Consider the following 20,280-nt stretch of genomic DNA (forward strand, 5'->3'; position numbering starts at 1 on the left):
CACCCTGTCACTGTTGACTTCTACATGATACATGCCACAACATAGATAGGACTTTCACCTATTATCAGAATAATTTACGGAGCACACAAAAAACAGAGAGTCGGATAAAAAACCGCCTCTCTGTTCATGTACTGTCCAGAGTTTCGTCCACTCAGATTCTTTGTACCTGAGAGTTTCGGGATTTTCCCTTGCTCCTTCGGCGCCTTTTTAAGGACTCTCACCTGAGTTTCAACCGAGTGTATTCTGTTCATTTCAATTTTATTATAACTTATTATTTAAAATATTGCAAAATTTTCTAAAAATTATTTTTATCACAAAGTTTTTTTAATTTTTCATTATTTATCGCTTTTGTTTTTCAGCCAGCCAATATACTTAATTTTTTCTCTATTTTTACACTTCTATGTACTCACTGTTATCAAAAAAATATACCAGCAAGAATAACCGCAACTGCAAGTGAAGGTAGTAAATTACCAGCCTTTATTTTTACAGCACCCAGCATATTTAACCCAATAGCAACAATTAAAAGTCCTCCAGCAGATGTCATTATACGTATCATATCTGCTGTCAGTATTTTTTCTGCATATGAAGCAGCTAGAGTTATGCCGCCCTGATATATTAAAACAGGCAGAGCAGAAAAAGCCACCCCTATTCCGGTTGTAGCTGCAAAAGCAATAGAGGTCGTTCCATCCAGGAGTGATTTTGTAAATAAAATACTGGGATCTCCATTAAGTCCATCCTGAATTGATCCCATAATTGCCATAGCTCCCACACAAAAAATTAAACTTGCCTGCACAAATCCCTGTACAAAAAGATCATCCTTACCACCGAATCGATGTTTTAATTTTTCTCCAAACTGATTAAGTTTATCCTCTAAAGCAAATATTTCTCCAATTATACCCCCGATAACAAGACTAAAAATAACAAGTAAAGTATCTATTGATTTATCTATACTAAAGGCCATTTGAAAACCTATCAAAAGAACAGCCAAACAGATCCCATCTATTACTGTATTCTGGATTTTTTTCGGAAAGCGCCCACGAAATATAATACCTACTGTGCTGCCGGCCAGAATAGCCGCCACATTAACAAGTGTACCTACCATATTAACACCTACCTGCTCACTGCTGTATATTTATACCACTGTTTCTTCTTTTTCATTTACTTTTTTAGGACAGAACATTGTCGTTAATTCTTCTACAAATTCATTTTTGGTCAGAATCATAAGTAGATCTCCATTTTTTATATAAGTATTTCCTCTAGGAACTATGGGCTTTTCTCCCCTTAAGATTGTCACTATTACCGATTCTAAAGGTAGATCCAGTTCCCTAATAAGCATGCCTTTAGCCGGTGCTGTGTCTCTAACAGTTAATCTAATCATCTTCATCTCATCATCTTCATTTAAAAAGTTTTCGTACATTTCTTCAAGAATTTCTTCCTGATCAACCAGTGCTGTTAAAATAGAAGCACTGCTTACTGCAACATTAACTCCAAGCCAGTTAAACAGTTTTTCATTACCGGGATTATTTACAGTTGTCAGCGTACGCTTAATATCAAACTGCCTTTCAGCCAGCTGACAGATAACCATATTATCCTGATCATCTCTGGTAGCTGCCAGAAGAAGATCTGCTTCTTCTGCTCCTGCTTTTTTCAGCACATCTTTTTCTGAACCATCTCCATTTATCACTTCAACTCCATACTGTTTTGAAATTAAATTAGATTTTTCAATATCCTGTTCAACAACCACTACCTGGTGACCTTTATTTATTAGATCTCGACAGAGATATCTGCCCAGCTTACCGCCACCGACAATAATTATAAACATTTTTACACCTCTTTAAAATTATAGTTGATGTTTCATGTGAAACAAAAATCAACTTAGTTTTTTGATTATATTCTTAATTTTATCTATACTATCTATTTCAATCATAAGTAAATTATTCCTTTTTTTCTGCTTTATTTTAACAGTGCTGCCCAGTTTTTCGGAAAGAACCCGGGCAGCTTCCTGCCACTCTTGAGGCAATTTTTCTTTCCTTCTACTTTTTTTCGTAATGGATGGATTTTTTAATTTATCAACATAATTTTCTGTTTCTCTTACAGTTAAATCCTGTATAATTATATTTTCACAGGCAGCAACCTGAGCAGATTCATCATCCAGACCCAGCAGAGCTCTGGCATGTCCAACAGAAATTGTGCCTCGCGAAAGATGGTTTTTAACTTTATCCGCCAGATTTAAAAGCCTAACCATATTAGCAATATTAGAGCGGCTTTTGCCGACTTTTCCCGCCACCTCTTCCTGAGTAAAATTAAATTCATCCAGCATCTGCTTATATGCTTCTGCTTCTTCAATGGGATTTAAATCTTCACGCTGAATATTTTCTATAAGTGCAATTTCTAAAACTTCTTGATCACTGAAATTTTTGACAACAGCAGGTATTTTATCAAGACCTGCTTTTTTGGCAGCTCTCCAGCGCCTTTCACCAGCAACAAGCTGATATTTCTCTGCTTTTATTTTACGAACTGTTACAGGCTGAATAACTCCCTTTTCTTTTATTGATTCACTTAATTCCAGCATGGACTTTTCATCAAAATGTTTTCTAGGCTGATATGGATTTGGCTCTATATTCTCTATAAATATGTTTTCTATACTGCTGGAATCTATATTATCCTGATCATTTATTAAAGCACTCAACCCTTTTCCAAGCCTTTTTTTACTCATTATTGATCACTTCCTCTGCAAGATTTCTATAAGCTTCTGCCCCACTGGAATTGGAACTGTAACTTAATATGGGTTTGCCAAAACTCGGAGCTTCACTGAGCCTTACATTGCGCGGGATTACTGTCTCAAATACCAGATTTGAAAAATAATCTTTTACTTCCTTTATCACCTGCTGTGAAAGATTAGTTCTAGCATCATACATTGTCATTACAACACCTTCGATTCTCAAATCAGAATTTAAATTTTTCCGCACAAGTTCAACAGTCTGCATAAGCTGACCTAATCCTTCCAGTGCATAATATTCACACTGAATAGGTACCATAATACTATCTGCAGCTGTAAGTGCATTTAAAGTAAGCAGACCAAGAGATGGTGGGCAGTCAATTATTATATAATCATAATGGTCAACAATAGGCTTTATGACATTTTTTAACTTACTTTCCCGGGAAATAATTGAAACTAATTCTATTTCCGCACCTGCCAGTTCAATATTCGCAGGAATTATATGTAGATTTTCTGTTTCAGTTTTTACAACAGCCTTTTCTGCAGGTACATCTTCTATTAAAACATTATAAGTAGTAAGCTCAGCAGTACTTTTTTCTATACCTACCCCACTTGTTGCATTACCTTGAGGATCAATATCTATCAGCAGTACTTTACAGCCATTTTCGGCAAGACAAGCTCCCAGATTAACAGCTGTTGTACTTTTCCCTACCCCACCTTTTTGATTAACAATAGCTATTTTTTTGCCCATTATTACACCTCTTTCAAAACAGCATCTGCTTTATTTTTTCTGCAATTTTATATTAAATTCTATACAATCTTCATTTTCTTTTTTATCAACATTAATATTTATTCCAGAATCTTTTATTTCCGAAATAGTTTTTTCCAGTGAATTTACAAAAATTCTTAAATCGGAATATACTCTTTTTATATTCTTTTTTCTTTCTGTTTTATCTTTTTTTAGATGATCTTTAATTAACCGCTCTGTTTCTCTTACTGTCAGCTCTTTTTTTGTGACTACCTTTAAAATAGATAGCTGTTCTTTTTCTGATTCAAGTTTTAATAAAGCTCTAGCATGACGTTCACTTAAAAAAGGAATCTTCATCTTTTCCCTAACAGATTCTGGCAAATTGAGCAGCCTTACTTTATTTGCAACTGTAGACTGACTTTTCCCAACTTTATCAGCCAGCTCCTGCTGTGTTAAATTAAATTCATCAAGCAAACGGGCATAAGCTGAAGCCTCTTCCATAAAATTCAAATCTTTTCTCTGGAGATTTTCCACAAGAGCAATTTCTGCCATCTCCTGATCGGTAAAATCTCTAATTACAGCGGGAATCTCTTTTTTACCCGCTTTAACGGCAGCTCTCAACCTTCTTTCTCCAGCTATAAGCTGATATTTTTCTTTTGTTTTTCTCACTGTTATCGGCTGAATAATTCCGTAGCTGTCAATGGAAGCCGCCAGTTCAAAAATCTCATCTTCATCAAAATCTGTTCTCGGCTGAAAAGGATTTGTTTCTATTTCATCTACAGAAATTTTTGTAATATTTTCTTGAACATCATCTCTGCTTAAAAAAGGGATTTTCATATGACTTTACCTCCCGTCTGCTCCAATTATATTATTCTTTACTGTAGTTTAAAATCCTTCTTTTTTATAAAGGGCGTTTTTTTGGAATACCAGCTCTACGCGGATATTTTTTATCAGTAATCCCTATTTTTTTTGCTGCAATAATGTATCTTCCTGCAGATAAACCAGGTACATTAACCTCTAATATTTTTTCTATTTTTCCCCCTAAAGTTTTTAATGCATTATCAGCTTTATTAATTTCTTTTTTATAATCAGGACCTTTGTATAAATATCCATATCCACCTTTTCTAACAAAAGGAAGTACATATTCCAGCAAAATATTCAGTGGAGCAACAGCTCTGGAAGTAACAAAATCAAATGATTCTCTCCAGCCTTCAATGTCTGCTAAGTCTTCAGCTCTACCGTGAGTTGCTTCAACTCCACTAATATTCAGCCTGTAAATGAGCTGATTTAAAAAATTGGCCTTTTTGCTGGATGAATCAATCAAATAAAATCCATCTCCCGGCAAAAATAATTTTAAAACCAGGCCGGGAAATCCGGCACCTGTCCCTATATCAAGCCAGCGGTGTTTTTCTTCCGTATTAATATGAGGAAGCAGAGCCAGTGAATCTAAAAAATGTTTTTTTATTACTGCATCTGCTTCTGTGATTGAAGTAAGATTGTATTTTTTGTTTTCAGTTTTTAGAAAATTATAATATACCCACAGCTGTTCCAGCTGTTCTTTACTGTAATATAAATTTAAATTTTCGAGTCCACCTCGTACTTTGTCTATAAATTTTTCTTTAGTTATCTCCATCGTCACTGCTCCTGTTCCGATTAAACTGTTCTAAATATATCATAAGAACCGAAATATCTGCTGGAGAAACTCCAGAAATTCTCGAAGCCTGACCTATTGATAGCGGCTTTACTTTATTTAGTTTTTCTCTTGCTTCAAGACGCAAATTGTCCAGACTGCTGTAATCTATATCTTCAGGAATTTTTTTCTCTTCCATTTTTCTGAACTGCTCAACCTGAGAAAGCTGTCTATCTATATAACCTTTATATTTGACCTGAATTTCTATCTGTTCTATTACACTGTCCGGAATTTCCGGCAGATCATCTGTAAATTCACGCAGATCTTCATAAGATATTTCCGGCCTCCTCAGCAGTGCTGACAGTTTTACAGGTTTACTCAAATTACCACTTCCAATTTTTTTTAGTTTTTCTAAAACTTCAGGTGTTGGATTAACCTGGTTGCTTTCATCACGAAGATATGACAGAATTTCTTCTATTTTGTGCAGTTTTTCTTTAAATTTCTGATATCTTTTTTCTGATATAAGCCCCACTTCATAACCCAGAGGTATCAGCCTCTGATCAGCATTATCCTGGCGCAAAAGAAGTCTATATTCTGCACGCGAAGTCATAATACGATAGGGTTCAGGAGTTCCCTTAGTTACAAGATCATCTATCAAAACACCAATATATGCCTGTGATCTTTTTAGTATAACAGGATCTCTATTCTGCAGGCTCAAAGCTGCATTTATACCGGCTATTAATCCCTGTCCGGCTGCTTCTTCATATCCTGAAGTCCCATTTATTTGCCCTGCTGCATATAAACCATTTATTTTTTTTAGTTCAAGATCAAGTTTTAACTCTTCTGGATCCAGACAGTCATATTCTATTGCATATCCAGGTCTCATAATTTCTGCCTTTTCCATCCCCGGAATTGTTCTAATCATTTCTATCTGAACATCATGAGGTAGACTTGTGGACAAACCAGAAATATAGTATTCATCAGTTCCCAGTCCTTCTGGTTCTATAAAAAGCTGATGCCTCCTCTTATCGGGAAAACGCACCACTTTATCTTCTATTGAAGGGCAGTACCTGGGGCCCACTCCTTCTATAACCCCACTAAACAAGGGAGTTCTCATTTTATTTTTCTTAATAATTTCATGTGTTGCTTCTGTTGTATATGTTAAATAACACATCACCTGTTCTCCGGTTAAAGGATCTGATTCATATGAAAACGAAAGTCCCTCCTCACCAGGCTGTGGTGTCATTTTGCTGAAATCAAGTGATCTTTTGCTAACTCTTGCCGGAGTTCCTGTTTTAAACCTCCTAAGAGAAATATTCAGATCTTTTAGATTTTCTGATAATTTATTGGCAGGATACTGCTGATTTGGTCCTGCATTAAATTTAGCATCACCTATAATAATTCTTCCTTTAAGAAAGGTTCCAGTTGTAAGTATAACTTTTTTTCCAGCAAAAAAGATTCCCGTTTTAGTTATAACACCTTTTACTTTTCCATCTTCTACAACTATTTGTTCTGCGATCTGCTGTTTTAAATCTAGATTGTCCTGATTTTCCAGCACCTGTTTCATGCGCAGATGATATGCTTTTTTATCAGCCTGTCCCCTGAGTCCATGTACAGCAGGTCCTTTACTTGTATTAAGCATTCTTATTTGAATCATAGTTTCATCCATATTTTTAGCCATTTCTCCACCTAAAGCATCTATTTCTCTAACAATATGTGACTTTCCAGGCCCACCCAAAGAGGGATTACAGGGCATAAAAGCAACATGATCTAAATTCACTGTTAATGTCAGGGTTTTAAATCCCATTCTGGCTGGAGCAAGAGATGCTTCACAGCCTGCATGACCGGCACCAATTACTATTACATCATATTCAGTTGGGTATTTATGATAATCCATTGAAGTTCTCCTTTCTTTATTTGCCAAGACAAAAATCTTCAAAAATTCTATCAATAATATCTTCAGCTACTGTTTCTCCAGTAATTTCTCCCAGAGCATTAAGACAATCTTTTAAATCTATTGTTAAAAAATCATAAGGTAAGTTTGTTTCATGTGAAACAATTACTCTTTTTACTGCTGATAATGCTTTTTTTAAAGCATTTTTATGTCTGCTTCTGGTAATAATTAAATCAGCATCTGCTTCTATCTCATCTTTTAGTACCTCATCCATAATTGCATTTTTTAAATTATCCAGCCCTTCTTCTTCCAAAAGAGAAATCCAGAGTAGGTTGTGTTCGCTGAATTCTTTTTCAATATTAATGTGGCTTAATTTTGGATTTAAATCTGTTTTATTTACAATTACTATAACCGGCTTTTCTTTTACAAGTTTATATATTTCTTTATCTTCCCGCGTAAGTCCCTGACTTATATCCAGCATAAAAAGTACAAGGTCTGCTTTAGAAACAGATTGCCGTGTTCTTTCCACTCCTATTTTTTCTACTTCATCTTCAGTTTCTCTTATACCGGCTGTATCAATTATCTTTAAAGGTATTCCTTTTAAATTAACATATTCCTCTATTACATCTCTGGTTGTGCCAGGAACTTCTGTTACAATCGCTCTTTTTTCTTGCAAAAAATAATTGAGTAGACTTGATTTTCCTACATTAGGTTTACCAACAATAACTGTTTTTAAACCTTCTTTATATATTTTCCCCTGCTGACTTGTTGCGAGAAGTTTTTTAATTTCTTCTTTTATATCATCCAGGCGTTCTGCCAGTTTTTCTGAAGAAAAACCTTCTATTTCATCTTCAGGATAATCAATTGCAGCTTCCAGATGTGCTAAAATTTCCACTGCATTTTCTTTTATTTCATCTACCTTTTCCGAAAGTTTTCCATTCAGCTGGTCAACTGCTATATCCATCCCTTTATCTGTTTTGGAATTTATTATTTCAATAATTGCTTCTGCCTGAGCCAGATCTATACGACCATTCAAAAATGCTCTCCGAGAAAATTCTCCCTTTTCAGCAAGTCTGGCACCATTTTCCAGAACCAGATCCAGAACACTTCTCAATGGTGTCATACCACCATGACAGTCAAACTCCAAAACATTTTCTCCTGTAAATGAATGAGGACCCCTCATTAATAAGGCTACTACTTCATCTATAACTTTATTTTTTTTAGGATCTACTACATAACCATAATGAGCAGTATATGTTTTCTGTTCTGAAATTTTTTTATTATTTTTTGCACTTTTGAAAAGAATATCACCTATTTTATAAGCATCAGGACCACTTATGCGTATTTTGCCGGTCCCTCCAGTCCCAAAAGGTGTTGCGATAGCTGTTATAGTATCCTCTCTTAAAATATCCATTTTTACACCTCCTGAATAATTTAACCCAGCAGGAAATATCCCACTGGGTTTGAAATCGAATTCATATCTACAGATCACAATTATTCTTTAATCGGTTCAATCATTACTTTGCGAAACGGTTCTTTTCCTTCACTGTAGGATTTAACTCTGGAATTATCTTTTAATTCCATATGGATAATTCGCCTTTCGTGAGGAGGCATCGGCTCCAGAACTACTTTTCGGCCTTTTTGAACAGCTCTATCAGCCATTTTTCTGGCCAGCCTTTCCAGAGTTTCTTTTCTTCTATCCCTATACCCCTCAGCATCAAGTAAAATTCTATAATATTCCATCATCTCTTTATTAATTACTATAGAACTGATGTATTGAAGTGCATCCAGCGTTTCTCCTCTGTGACCAATTACAAGTCCCAGCTCCTTCGGACTTTTTAGATTATACAAAACCTGTTCATCGTCTGTTTTTTCTTCGACAACCTCTACTTCTACATCTAGATTGGCTTTAGTAAAAAGCTTTTCCAAAAATTTTTTACCTTCCTCAATAGGATTAAACTTTTTGCTGACTTCCACAACAGCATCTTTACCACCAATCAGCCCCAGCAATCCCCTGTTTCCTTCATCAATTACTTTTATTTCTGCTTTTTCTTTAGTAATACCCAGTTCTTTTAAAGCTTTTTCTACTGCTTCATCGACAGTTTTGGCTTTTTTAACAATACTGGTATTATCCATGATTATTCTGCGGCCTCCTTAATTTTACTAGGTTCATTGGCCAAAATATACTGCTGAACTACTGTAAATAATGTAGATGTAAACCAGTATAACAGTACTCCAGCCGGCAGTTGAAATCCAATAAATACGATAAATAGAGGCATAATCCACATCATCATATTACCTTTTTGACCACTGCCTGACATTTTTTGAGTTAAATATGTTTGACCTATCATTACAACAGCATTTAGAATAACAATAGCAACATCTGGTTCAGCTAAAGAACCACTTGTTAAAGTACCTATCCAGAGAAATGTACTACTCTGCATAGTTGGTCCCATAGCTAAAATAGAACGATAAAGTGGTATTAAGATAATAAGCTGCAGAATCATTGGAAGACATCCTGCTGCAGGATTAATATTATGCTTTTTATAAAGATCCATCATCTCTTCCTGCTGCTTTTCTTTATTATCTTTATACTTGTTCTGAATTTTTTTAATTTCAGGTTGCAGTTCCTGCATTTCCTTCATTGATCTGGTCTGTTTTGCAGTTAATGGATAAAGCAATATCTTGATAATTAAAGTAAAAATTATAATTGCCAGACCATAATTGCCTACCAGACTGTGGATAAACACTAGTGCATTTGTCATAAAATCACTTAACCAGCTAAAAATGAACATTAAATAATTTCCTCCTATTCTACCGGATCATATCCTCCTGAGTGAAATGGATGACAGCGCAGAATACGCTTCAATCCCATCCAGCCACCTTTAAGGGCTCCATATTTTAAAACTGCGCGCCTGCTGTACTCTGAACAAGTGGGGTAGTAACGACAGCTTTTAGGAGTCCAGGGAGAGATAACTTTCTGGTAGATATTTATCAGAGTTAACAATATCTTCTGCATAAATCTACCTCCTAATAATATTTTCCCAATTTATTTAATAAGTCCTGATTTTCTATATAAACGGCGCACATCTCTTTTAAGCTGATAAAAATCAAGATCTACAATTGGATTGCGAGCTATAAAAATAATATCATATGCTTTAAAATTATATTGTTTTTCAAATTCTCTAACAATTTCTTTCAGCCTTCTCTTTATTTTGTTCCTAATAACTGCTTTTCCAACTCTTTTGCTGACAGAAAACCCATATCGATTTTTGTCTAATTTTGTCGGAAGACAGTATATAACAAGATTTCTGGTCGCATATGATTTTCCATTTTTATAAACTCTTTTAAACTCTCTATTCTTTTTTAGACTCTCCACTAAAAGACCTCCCAAAAAAACAGTACACAAAAATTCCAATTTATTTTACTTATACATTTAAAATTATATGTTATTTATATAATAGAGTCAAGGATTTTTAACTTATCCACAACTATTACGAAAATTATTTTTGTTGATAAATTGTTGATAATCTGTTATTATTATATTGATTATTTAGAAGAGACCGTTTAACTTTTTTATCAAATTAGTTAACTATCTATTAACAGCCTGTTAATTTTTTAATCCACAAAAACTAAAAAATTTAGTATTTTATCCCTACTTATCCACAAAACGTCTGTTTTTTATCCACAAATTGTTGATAACTGCATTATTTTGTGGATAACTTTTTCTTTTTTATTCACAAATTTTTTTGTTATTTTATTTATAATTATTATTTTCACTATCATAACAAGTACTATATTCATCAAAATTCATGTGGATAACTGCCGTATTTATCCACATGAATGGGGATAACTCTATATTTTATCCACAATTATGGTTATGTTTTTTTAATGATATATTTAATGAACTACAGGAGGTATTTTATGTCTTTTTCGCAAAAAGAACTTGATCACATATGGAAAAAAACTCTTGAAACTATTAAAGGGCAATTAAGTAATCCCAGCTTTAATACCTGGTTCTCGGAAACAAAACCGGTTACTACAACAAATGACAGTCACTTAATATTACAGGTTCCTAATAATTTTATACAGGACTGGATTGAATCTCAATATACAGAGTTAATTGAAGATATTCTGGTTAAACTGACTGGAAATAAATGGTCCCTTATATTATTAACACCAGATGAAGTTAAAGATTTTAAGAAAAATGAAGACAACACTGTTATTTCTGATATTGAATCGGAAAAAAATTCTAAAAATGAATCTGAAACAGGCCCTCAAATTGAACTTCAAAATGGTTTTAATCCCAAATATACTTTTGAAACCTTTGTTGTAGGTAACAGCAATAGATTTGCCCATGCTGCTTCACTGGCTGTGGCTGAAGCACCTGCAAAAGCTTATAATCCTCTCTTTATTTATGGAGATGTAGGACTTGGTAAAACCCACCTTATGCAGGCAATTGCACACTTTATTTTGAAAAATAATCCTGATTATAAAGTAGTATATGTTTCTTCGGAAACATTTACAAATGAATTAATTAACTCTATTAAAGATGACAGAACCGTAGATTTTAGAGATAAATACAGAAATATTGATATTCTTCTGGTAGATGATATTCAATTTTTAGCCGGTAAAGAAAGAACTCAGGAAGAGTTTTTTCATACTTTTAATACATTACATGAATCCAACCGCCAGCTTATTATATCAAGTGATAGACCTCCTAAAGAAATACCTACCCTTGAAGAAAGATTGAGATCCCGCTTTGAATGGGGACTTATTACAGATATTCAAAAACCTGATTTGGAAACAAGAATAGCTATTTTAAGAAAAAAAGCAGATATAGAAAATCTTACAATTCCCAATGAAGTAGTTATTTATATAGCAAATAAAATTCAGTCAAATATTAGGGAATTAGAAGGTGCTCTTATCAAAGTTATTGCCTATTCTTCACTTGTAGACAGGGAAGTAGATGTAGATCTTGCCAGGGAAGCTCTGAAAGATCTGGTTAATAAAAATCAAGAAAAACATATAGAAGTTAATATAGAAAGAATTAAAAAAATAATTACTGAAAATTATAATTTAAAAATGGAAGATATGGAATCTAAAAAAAGAACTCAGAATATTGCCTTTCCCCGACAGATAGCAATGTATCTTTCCAGAGAACTAACCGATTTTTCTCTTCCCCATATAGGAGATGAATTTGGAGGCAGAGATCATACAACTGTTATTCACGCTCATAATAAAATTAAGGAAAAAATGGAAAATGAACTGGATTTTAAAAATAAAATTGATCGTTTGATAGATGAAATTAAACACGGATAAATTATCAACAAAATATGTGGATAGTTATTAAGGTTCCTGTTGATAAATTGTTAATAAATTTAAACTGTTAGTATGTGGATAACTTTGCATCTTATAATCAACATTTTATCTACAGGTATAATTACTAAACTGTAATGCTGTTAAGGGTTTTCCACATATCAACAGCCCCTACTACTATTACTACTAGTTTTATATATAAATTAACTATAATTTAAAAATTTATTTTTGTGGATAACTAAAAACTGGAGGGATTAAATTTGAAATTTAAAGTTAATCAAAAAGATCTTTATAATGGGTTAAATATTGTGCGGCAAGCTGTAGCTACAAGCAAAACTCTTCCAATTCTTACAGGTGTACATATAAAAGCAGTTTCTAATAATGGATTAATTTTGAAAGCAACAGATCTTGAGCTGGGAATAGAATACAGGATAATGGCTGATATAGAAAAAGAAGGATCAATTGTACTGCCGGCAAGTCAGCTGTTAAATATTGTTAGAGAATTACCTGATGAAGAAATTTATTTTAATTTAAACAAAGATAAATGGCAGGCAGAAATTAAGTGTTTAAGTTCTTTATTTAAAATTAATGGTTATGATCCGGATGAATTTCCTAATTTACCTGAAGTAAATAAAAATGCAGAATTTAATTTTCCTGCTGTTAAATTAAAAAATATGATAGAAAAGGTAATAATTTCTACTTCAAGTGATGAAACACAGCCAGTTTTAACTGGTGCTTTATTTGTTATAAAGCCGGAAGAAGTAAGAATGATATCTACAAATACATATAGATTATCCTATATTGAAGCAGATATGAAGACAAATATAGACAAAAATGTTGAGGTTATTCTTCCAGGCAGTACACTTCAGGAATTAAACAGCCTGCTAAAAGAAGAAGGTTCTGCTGAAATTGTGATAGACGAAAATTATGTTAAATTTAAATTTAATGGAATTGTATTTATATCTAGATTAATCGAAGGTGAATTTCCAAATTATGAATTAGTTATACCTGATGAATTTAATTCTGAGTTTTATGCAGATTTATCCAGACTTTATAAAGCTGTAAAAAGAGCCTCTTTAATTGCAAGACTGGATGCAAATATAATAAAATTGAAGGCAGTTAATAATATGCTGGAAATTGATTCCATTGAAGGAAGTTCTGGATATGCACATGAAGAAGTAAAAATAGAAATGAATGGAAATGAACAAAATATAAATATAGATGCTGGATATTTACTTGATGTTCTAAAAGTATTAGATGAAGAAGAGGTTAAGTTTGAAATGATCGGACCACTTAATCCTCTGGTTATAAAATCTGAACAGGATAAATTTATTTATTTAATTATGCCTGTTAGGTCACAGTCTTAAAGGGGTGATATTCGTGGAAAGGGTAAAAATAAATACTGAATCGATTAAACTGGATCAGTTTTTGAAATGGTCTAATATAGTTATGACAGGTGGAGAAGCTAAAAACTTTATTCAGGCAGGAGAAATTGAGGTTAATGGAGAAATAGAAAAGAAGAGAGGTAGAACTTTAGTACCTGGTGATGAAGTTACTTTTTTACCTGATGAAAAAAAATTTTTAGTGAGTAGAGGCTAAACATGTATCTAAAAAAAATTCTCTGCCGTCATTTTAGAAATTTTGATGAGTTAATACTTGATTTAAATCCAAATTTAAATATATTTCTTGGAGCCAATGGGCAGGGAAAAACAAATTTTCTTGAAGCAATATATATTCTGGCAGCTGCAGATTCTCACAGAACAAATGTGAATTCTGAGATGATTAAATGGGAATATAATCAGGCACTTGTTCAGGCAATTTTAAGTAAAAGAGATGGGAAAATAAAGCTGGCAATGCGGCTTGACAGCAGTGGAAGAAAAGTTGAATTAAATGATAATCCACTTTCTAAAATAAATGAAATTATGGGTTATCTTAATGTTGTTCTTTTTTCTCCAGAAGATTTAAAAATTGTTAAAGAAGGCCCTTCACACAGAAGAAATTTTATTGATTTGGAGATTTCTCAGGTAAGCAGATATTATCATCATCTTATGGGAAAATATAATCATATATTAAAGCAGAGAAATAATTTGTTAAAATCTATTCAAAATAAAAATCAATCTTCAGAAGGAGATATGCTTTCAATCTGGGACAGTCAACTTTCTGAAATTGGAAGTAAAATTATTCTCAAAAGGTTAGAAGTTATTGATAAACTAAAAATTCTGGCACGGCTTGCTCAAAGGCAGATCACTAAGGGAAGTGAAGATTTAAAATTAGAATATGATATTAGTTTGAAAGGGTTTTCTAGAAAACTTGGAGAAGCAGAATTAAAAAAACTTTTTGCAGAAAATTTATTAAAAAATAGAGAACAGGAGATAAATAGAGGTTATACAGTAGTAGGTCCACACAGAGATGATCTTATTCTAAAATTAAATGAAAAAGAATTGAGAAAATATGGTTCACAGGGACAGCAGAGGACTGCCGCGCTGTCCTTAAAACTAGCAGAACTGGAATTTATGAAATCTGAAACAGGTGAATATCCGGTTTTGCTGCTTGATGATGTATTTTCTGAACTTGATAGTTCCAGAAGAGAAACACTGCTTAAAGTTATAGCAGATAATATACAAACTATTATTACAGCAACAGATGAAGAAAATTTATCAGGTTTGCGTAATAACTCCTATAATATTTATGAAGTTAATCAGGGGAGAATTACAGAAAGAAGGTGAATTTATCACATGTTTTTACATCTTGGTGGTGGTAATATGATTTTATCAGAAGAAGTAGTACTAATTGGTGATTTAGAAAAAACAACTACTTCAGATATTACAAAAGAATTTATGCATATTTCTGATGAAGAAGGATTTATTGTTGATTATTCGGGGGGGAATCCCCGTTCTTTTGTGTTGACTGGAGAGACTATTTATCTTTCAATGATCTCATCTAAAACACTAGCAAGCAGGGTAGATAAGTTTATTGAAGAAAATGGGGGATATTGATGGATATTAATGAGAAAAGAACATATGAAGCTGAAAATATTCAGGTATTAGAAGGTCTGGAAGCTGTTAGGAAAAGACCCGGTATGTATATTGGTTCTACCAGCAGTGAAGGACTTCATCACCTGGTATATGAGGTTATAGATAACAGTATAGATGAAGCAATGGCAGGTTACTGCAGTGAAATTGAAGTCGAAATTAAACCAGGAAATATTGTTAAGGTTAGAGATGATGGACGGGGAATTCCTGTTGAAATTCATCCTCAGGTTGATAAACCTGCGGTTGAAGTGGTTATGACTACCCTTCATGCTGGAGGAAAATTTGGCGGAGAAGGATATAAGGTTTCTGGAGGTCTGCACGGTGTTGGTGTTTCAGTTGTAAATGCATTATCTGAATGGATGGAGATAGAGATTTCCTGGAAAGATGGAAAAGTTTATAAACAAAAGTATGAAAGAGGTATTCCTGTTTATGATCTTCAGACAATTGGAAGTTGTGACAGCAGCTGTACAGGTACAATGATAGAATTTAAGCCTGATCCAGAAATTTTTGAGGAAATAGAGTTTAACTACAGGGTGTTGGCCCAGCGTTTAAAAGAAATGGCCTTTTTAAATAAAGGTGTTAAAATAAGAATTACAGATTCCAGAGCAGAAGAAGTTAAAGAAGATGAGTTCTGCTATAATGGTGGTTTAATTTCTTTTGTTAAATATTTAAATAAAAATAAAAAAACTCTTTTTACAGATCCTATATATATTGAAGAAGAAGGAGAAGAATGTTCTTTAGAAGTTGCAATACAATATCATAATGGATATAATAGTTCTATTTATACTTTTGCAAATAATATTAATACAAAAGAGGGTGGAACACATTTAAGTGGATTTAAATCTGCTCTGACCAGAACAGTTAATGACTATGCTCGAAGTAAAGAAATTTTAAAAGAAAATGATGATAATCTAAAAGGTGAGGATATTAGAGAAGGTATAACAGCAATTATAAGTGTTAAATTAGCTGATCCTCAGTTTGAAGGGCAGACTAAAACCAAGCTTGGAAATAGTGAAATTAGAGGTTTTGTGGATTCTGCTGTTTCAGGTTTTTTAAAGACATTTTTAGAAGAAAATCCAAAAATTGCTAAAATAATTATAAATAAAGCTCAGAATGCTGCTCAGGCTAGAAAAGCAGCACGCAAAGCACGAGATTTGACGAGAAGAAAAACAGCTTTAACTTCTACAGCACTCCCCGGTAAACTGGCAGATTGTTCACGGCGTAAAGCTGATGATACTGAAGTATATATAGTTGAGGGTGATTCTGCAGGTGGATCTGCCAAACAGGGAAGAGATAGAGAATTTCAGGCTATATTACCATTAAAGGGAAAAATTCTAAATGTTGAAAAATCACGGCTAAATAAAATTTTAAATAATGATGAAATTAGAGCTCTTATTACTGCAATTGGTACAGGTGTAGGAGAGGAGTTTGATTTAGATAATTTACGTTATGATAGAATAATAATTATGACTGATGCAGATGTTGATGGTGCTCATATTAGGACTTTATTACTTACTTTTTTCTACCGTTATATGAGGCCGCTATTAGAAAATGGCAATATATACATAGCACAGCCACCTTTATATAAAGTTAAAAAGGGTAGAAGGGAAGAATATGTGTATAATGATAAATCTTTACAGGAACTTCTTGATGATATGGGAAGAGATAGAATTTCCCTGCAGAGATATAAAGGTCTTGGTGAGATGAATCCTGATCAGTTATGGGATACAACTATGAATCCCCAAAATAGAATACTGCTCCAGGTTAGTATTGAAGATGCTATTATAGCTGATGAGACTTTTTCTATTCTTATGGGAGATAAAGTAGCTCCAAGACGTGAATTTATTCAAGAACATGCCCGTGAAGTAAAAAATCTGGATATTTAATTTTACTAAAAGATAAAGGCTGGTGAAAGATTTTGGAACAAAAAGCAGCAAGAGTAAAGAAAATTGATATAGATGAGGAAATGCGAACATCTTATCTTGATTATTCTATGAGTGTAATTGTGGGGAGAGCTCTCCCTGATGTTAGAGATGGATTAAAGCCTGTTCACAGGAGAATATTATTTGCATTAAATGATCTGGGAATGACTTCAAATAAACCGCATAAAAAGTCTGCACGTATAGTTGGAGAAGTACTTGGTAAGTATCATCCACATGGAGATACAGCCGTATATGATACTATGGTTAGAATGGCTCAAAATTTTTCTTACAGGTATCCTCTGGTTGATGGACATGGTAATTTTGGTTCTATCGATGGTGATTCTGCAGCCGCTATGCGTTATACTGAGGCCAGGATGGCTTCTATTACTTCAGAACTATTAACTGATATTAATAAAAATACTGTAAATTTTATACCAAATTTTGATGAATCATTGGAAGAGCCTAAAGTTTTACCAGCAAGATTTCCAAATTTACTTGTTAATGGAGCTTCCGGTATTGCAGTAGGTATGTCAACAAGTATTCCACCACATAATCTTGGTGAAGTTATAGATGGAGTAATTAAAATAATAGAAAATCCTGATATTTCTGTAAAAGAATTGATGAAAATTATTAAAGGACCTGATTTTCCAACAGGTGGACAGATTATGGGGAAAGGAAGTATCTATAAAGCTTATAAAAATGGGCGCGGTAAATTAACTGTTAGGGCAAAAACGAGAGTTGAAGATATGTCAGCTAATAGAAAACAGATTATTGTAGATGAACTTCCCTATCAGGTAAATAAAGCTCGTTTGATCAAAAAAATTGCAGATCTTGTAAAAAATGAAAAAATTGATGCTATTTCAGATATAAGAGATGAATCTGATAGAGATGGAATGAGGATAGTAATTGAACTTAAAAAAGAAGCTACTCCGGAAGTTGTATTAAATCAGCTTTATAAACATTCCAGACTTCAGGTTACTTTTAGTGTAATAATGATTGCTCTGGTGGATAATGAACCAAAAGTATTATCTTTAAAAGATATACTTGAACATTATATTGAACATCAAAAAGAGGTAGTCAGAAGAAGAACCCAATACGATCTTGATAAAGCTTTAGATAGAGCACATATATTAGAAGGGTATAGGATAGCTTTAGCAAATATAGATGAAATTGTAGAAATGATAAAAAATGCTGAAGATGTAAATAATGCCCGTATTAATTTAATGGAAAATTATAATTTATCAGAGACCCAGGCAGATGCTATACTGAGAATGAGGCTGCAGAGTTTGACAGGTTTAGAAAGAGATAAAATTGAAGAAGAATATGCTGATTTACAGAAAAAAATAGCATATTATCGTTCCATACTTACAGATGAAGAAAAATTGCTTGAAATTATTAAAGAAGAAATACTAGAAATTAAGAAAAAATATAATGATGACAGAAGAACTTCTATTCATGAGAGAGTCACAGATCTTGAAATAGAAGATTTAATTGAAGAAGAAAATATTGTAATAACTATGACACACCAGGGTTATATAAAGAGAATGCCTGTTGACAGCTACAGAAGCCAGCGCAGGGGTGGAAAAGGAGTAATAGGTATAAATACAAAAGAAGGAGATTTTGTAGAAAATATATTTACCACTACAACACACTATAAGTTTTTATTTTTTACTAACCAGGGTAGAGTTTATAGAATGAAAGGTTTTGAAATACCCGAAGCAGGCAGGCAGGCCAGAGGTACTGCTATAGTCAATCTGCTGGAATTACAGGAAGATGAAAGAGTTACTGCTGTTATACCAATTAAAAAATTTCCTGAAGATGGTTATCTTATAATGGCCACTAAAAATGGAATTATAAAAAAGACATCTTTAGAAGAATATGATACCAATTATACTGGATTGATAGGTATTAATTTAAGAGAAGATGATGAATTAATTGGTGTAAAATATACAGATGGTAAAGAAAAAATTATTTTAATAACTCATAATGGTAAAGCTATTCATTTTAGTGAAGAAGATGTTCGTCCGGTTGGAAGAAATTCTTTTGGTGTAAAAGGTATAGATTTAGATGAAGATGATTATGTAATAAATTTAGGTTTGGATTCTGCTGGAGAAGAAGTTTTAATTATTACTGAAAATGGTTTTGGAAAGAGAACTAAATTGGATGAATATCGATTACAGAGCAGAAGTGGAAAAGGTCTTATAACTGCAAAAATAACAGAGAAAAATGGTAAATTAGCAGATGCAAAAATAGTGGATAAAGATATGGAATTAATGATTATTACTTTACAGGGAATAGTTATTAGAGTTAATGTCAATGAAATATCTACTACTGGAAGAAATACTATGGGTGTTAAGATAATTGATGTAAAAGAAGGAGATAAAGTAGTATCTGTTGCAAAAATAGAGCCAGAAAATGAATTAAGTGAAGATAATGAAGATGGTAATTCTGATATTAAATTACAGAAAAAGGATAAAGATAAAAAAGAAAAAAATGTAGAAGAATAATATAATATGATTAAAAATATAGCTTAATAATTAGATTTAATTATAGTTCTCTTGGAGTTTTAATTTTAAACTTTAAGAGAACTAATTTTCCTTGACAAATATAATAAGTATTGATAAGATAGCAATCGTTGCACTAAAAAGTGCATTTTTTAAAGATCATTTTTTACAAAGAGAATATAAAAAAATCTATAAAAAAGTTTTTTAAAAAGTTCTTGACAAAGTTTAGTGATATTGATATGATATTAAATGTCGCCGAGAAAAACAGGTGACAAAAAAGGACTCAATGTCCTAGCAAGGCACCATCCATTTTGTACTATAGAAGAAGGTGCGCGACGGACTCAATGTCCTAGCAAGGCACCATCCATTTTGTACTATAGAAGAAGGTGCGCGACGGACTCAATGTCCTAGCAAGGCACCATCCATTTTGTACTATAGAAGAAGGTGCGCGACGGACTCAATGTCCTAGCAAGGCACCATCCATTTTGTACTATAGAAGAAGGTGCGCGACG

The 20,280-nt window shown here is 33.1% G+C and carries 19 protein-coding genes and 1 riboswitch; of the genes, 7 read left to right on the forward strand and 12 right to left on the reverse strand.

Annotated elements, in window-relative coordinates:
• Positions 1–144 precede the first annotated feature (144 nt).
• Positions 145–232, reverse strand: a riboswitch (glycine riboswitch).
• Between the two features lie 183 nt (positions 233–415).
• The 12 genes from DFR78_RS10520 to rnpA all read right to left on the reverse strand — a co-directional run bounded on the left by DFR78_RS10520 (position 416) and on the right by rnpA (position 10,370).
• Entirely contained in the window at positions 416–1,102 is a 687-nt protein-coding gene (locus DFR78_RS10520; RefSeq protein ID WP_114458802.1) for a DUF554 domain-containing protein, read from the reverse strand.
• Positions 1,103–1,132: 30 nt separating this feature from the next.
• Positions 1,133–1,822: an NAD-binding protein gene (locus DFR78_RS10525; RefSeq protein ID WP_114458803.1), complete on the reverse strand. Its 690-nt coding sequence runs from the start codon at positions 1,820–1,822 to the stop codon at positions 1,133–1,135.
• Positions 1,823–1,870: 48 nt separating this feature from the next.
• Positions 1,871–2,719 (reverse strand): ParB/RepB/Spo0J family partition protein, encoded by an 849-nt coding sequence (locus tag DFR78_RS10530; RefSeq protein WP_114458804.1) that lies wholly within the window; start codon positions 2,717–2,719, stop codon positions 1,871–1,873.
• Positions 2,709–3,470, reverse strand: coding sequence for a ParA family protein (locus DFR78_RS10535; protein WP_114458805.1), 762 nt, complete (start codon positions 3,468–3,470; stop codon positions 2,709–2,711). The genes DFR78_RS10530 and DFR78_RS10535 overlap by 11 nt, the downstream gene beginning before the upstream one ends.
• A 30-nt stretch (positions 3,471–3,500) precedes the next feature.
• Positions 3,501–4,304: a nucleoid occlusion protein gene (noc, locus tag DFR78_RS10540; protein WP_114458806.1), complete on the reverse strand. Its 804-nt coding sequence runs from the start codon at positions 4,302–4,304 to the stop codon at positions 3,501–3,503.
• 64 nt (positions 4,305–4,368) lie between these two features.
• Entirely contained in the window at positions 4,369–5,100 is a 732-nt protein-coding gene (rsmG, locus tag DFR78_RS10545) for a 16S rRNA (guanine(527)-N(7))-methyltransferase RsmG (protein ID WP_114458807.1), read from the reverse strand.
• A complete protein-coding gene (gene mnmG / locus DFR78_RS10550) occupies positions 5,087–6,994 on the reverse strand; it encodes a tRNA uridine-5-carboxymethylaminomethyl(34) synthesis enzyme MnmG (protein ID WP_114458819.1) in 1,908 nt (635 codons plus the stop codon). Before mnmG ends, rsmG begins: the two co-directional genes overlap by 14 nt.
• 16 nt (positions 6,995–7,010) lie before the next feature.
• Entirely contained in the window at positions 7,011–8,405 is a 1,395-nt protein-coding gene (mnmE, locus tag DFR78_RS10555) for a tRNA uridine-5-carboxymethylaminomethyl(34) synthesis GTPase MnmE (RefSeq protein ID WP_114458808.1), read from the reverse strand.
• An 80-nt stretch (positions 8,406–8,485) separates the two neighbouring features.
• Positions 8,486–9,127, reverse strand: a complete 642-nt coding sequence (gene jag, locus DFR78_RS10560) for an RNA-binding cell elongation regulator Jag/EloR (RefSeq protein WP_114458809.1) — start codon at positions 9,125–9,127, stop codon at positions 8,486–8,488.
• 2 nt (positions 9,128–9,129) lie between these two features.
• Positions 9,130–9,786: a YidC/Oxa1 family membrane protein insertase gene (locus tag DFR78_RS10565; RefSeq protein ID WP_233487051.1), complete on the reverse strand. Its 657-nt coding sequence runs from the start codon at positions 9,784–9,786 to the stop codon at positions 9,130–9,132.
• A 14-nt stretch (positions 9,787–9,800) separates the two neighbouring features.
• On the reverse strand, positions 9,801–10,010 hold the full coding sequence (gene yidD / locus DFR78_RS10570) for a membrane protein insertion efficiency factor YidD (RefSeq protein ID WP_114458810.1): 210 nt from the start codon (positions 10,008–10,010) through the stop codon (positions 9,801–9,803).
• A 30-nt stretch (positions 10,011–10,040) separates the two neighbouring features.
• Positions 10,041–10,370: a ribonuclease P protein component gene (rnpA, locus tag DFR78_RS10575; RefSeq protein WP_114458811.1), complete on the reverse strand. Its 330-nt coding sequence runs from the start codon at positions 10,368–10,370 to the stop codon at positions 10,041–10,043.
• Between the two features lie 545 nt (positions 10,371–10,915).
• On the opposite strand from rnpA, the gene dnaA reads away from it, so the two are divergent.
• The 7 genes from dnaA to gyrA all read left to right on the forward strand — a co-directional run bounded on the left by dnaA (position 10,916) and on the right by gyrA (position 19,771).
• Positions 10,916–12,313 (forward strand): chromosomal replication initiator protein DnaA, encoded by a 1,398-nt coding sequence (gene dnaA, locus DFR78_RS10580; RefSeq protein WP_114458812.1) that lies wholly within the window; start codon positions 10,916–10,918, stop codon positions 12,311–12,313.
• A gap of 257 nt (positions 12,314–12,570) precedes the next feature.
• Positions 12,571–13,677, forward strand: coding sequence for a DNA polymerase III subunit beta (gene dnaN / locus DFR78_RS10585; protein ID WP_114458813.1), 1,107 nt, complete (start codon positions 12,571–12,573; stop codon positions 13,675–13,677).
• Between the two features lie 13 nt (positions 13,678–13,690).
• Complete coding sequence (locus tag DFR78_RS10590; RefSeq protein WP_114458814.1) at positions 13,691–13,909, forward strand: RNA-binding S4 domain-containing protein; 219 nt, start codon at positions 13,691–13,693, stop codon at positions 13,907–13,909.
• Positions 13,910–13,911: 2 nt separating this feature from the next.
• Positions 13,912–15,036: a DNA replication/repair protein RecF gene (gene recF, locus DFR78_RS10595; protein ID WP_114458815.1), complete on the forward strand. Its 1,125-nt coding sequence runs from the start codon at positions 13,912–13,914 to the stop codon at positions 15,034–15,036.
• A 9-nt stretch (positions 15,037–15,045) separates the two neighbouring features.
• Positions 15,046–15,306 (forward strand): extracellular matrix regulator RemB, encoded by a 261-nt coding sequence (gene remB / locus DFR78_RS10600; RefSeq protein ID WP_114458816.1) that lies wholly within the window; start codon positions 15,046–15,048, stop codon positions 15,304–15,306.
• Between the two features lie 5 nt (positions 15,307–15,311).
• Positions 15,312–17,228: a DNA topoisomerase (ATP-hydrolyzing) subunit B gene (gene gyrB / locus DFR78_RS10605; protein WP_369834970.1), complete on the forward strand. Its 1,917-nt coding sequence runs from the start codon at positions 15,312–15,314 to the stop codon at positions 17,226–17,228.
• A gap of 80 nt (positions 17,229–17,308) precedes the next feature.
• Complete coding sequence (gyrA, locus tag DFR78_RS10610; RefSeq protein WP_233487052.1) at positions 17,309–19,771, forward strand: DNA gyrase subunit A; 2,463 nt, start codon at positions 17,309–17,311, stop codon at positions 19,769–19,771.
• Positions 19,772–20,280: the final 509 nt, after the last annotated feature.

Source organism: Halanaerobium sp. MA284_MarDTE_T2 (assembly GCF_003337245.1).
Classification (GTDB): domain Bacteria; phylum Bacillota; class Halanaerobiia; order Halanaerobiales; family Halanaerobiaceae; genus QPJE01.

Coding starts and splice junctions, on each gene's coding strand:
- recF (WP_114458815.1), top strand. CDS start 13,912: ATGTATCTAAAAAAAATTCTCTGCCGTCATTTTAGAAATTTTGATGAG.
- rsmG (WP_114458807.1), bottom strand. CDS start 5,100: ATGGAGATAACTAAAGAAAAATTTATAGACAAAGTACGAGGTGGACTC.
- DFR78_RS10525 (WP_114458803.1), bottom strand. CDS start 1,822: ATGTTTATAATTATTGTCGGTGGCGGTAAGCTGGGCAGATATCTCTGT.
- jag (WP_114458809.1), bottom strand. CDS start 9,127: ATGGATAATACCAGTATTGTTAAAAAAGCCAAAACTGTCGATGAAGCA.
- dnaA (WP_114458812.1), top strand. CDS start 10,916: ATGTCTTTTTCGCAAAAAGAACTTGATCACATATGGAAAAAAACTCTT.
- mnmE (WP_114458808.1), bottom strand. CDS start 8,405: ATGGATATTTTAAGAGAGGATACTATAACAGCTATCGCAACACCTTTT.
- DFR78_RS10565 (WP_233487051.1), bottom strand. CDS start 9,786: ATGTTCATTTTTAGCTGGTTAAGTGATTTTATGACAAATGCACTAGTG.
- DFR78_RS10535 (WP_114458805.1), bottom strand. CDS start 3,470: ATGGGCAAAAAAATAGCTATTGTTAATCAAAAAGGTGGGGTAGGGAAA.
- noc (WP_114458806.1), bottom strand. CDS start 4,304: ATGAAAATCCCTTTTTTAAGCAGAGATGATGTTCAAGAAAATATTACA.
- DFR78_RS10520 (WP_114458802.1), bottom strand. CDS start 1,102: ATGGTAGGTACACTTGTTAATGTGGCGGCTATTCTGGCCGGCAGCACA.
- gyrA (WP_233487052.1), top strand. CDS start 17,309: ATGCGAACATCTTATCTTGATTATTCTATGAGTGTAATTGTGGGGAGA.
- yidD (WP_114458810.1), bottom strand. CDS start 10,010: ATGCAGAAGATATTGTTAACTCTGATAAATATCTACCAGAAAGTTATC.
- mnmG (WP_114458819.1), bottom strand. CDS start 6,994: ATGGATTATCATAAATACCCAACTGAATATGATGTAATAGTAATTGGT.
- remB (WP_114458816.1), top strand. CDS start 15,046: ATGTTTTTACATCTTGGTGGTGGTAATATGATTTTATCAGAAGAAGTA.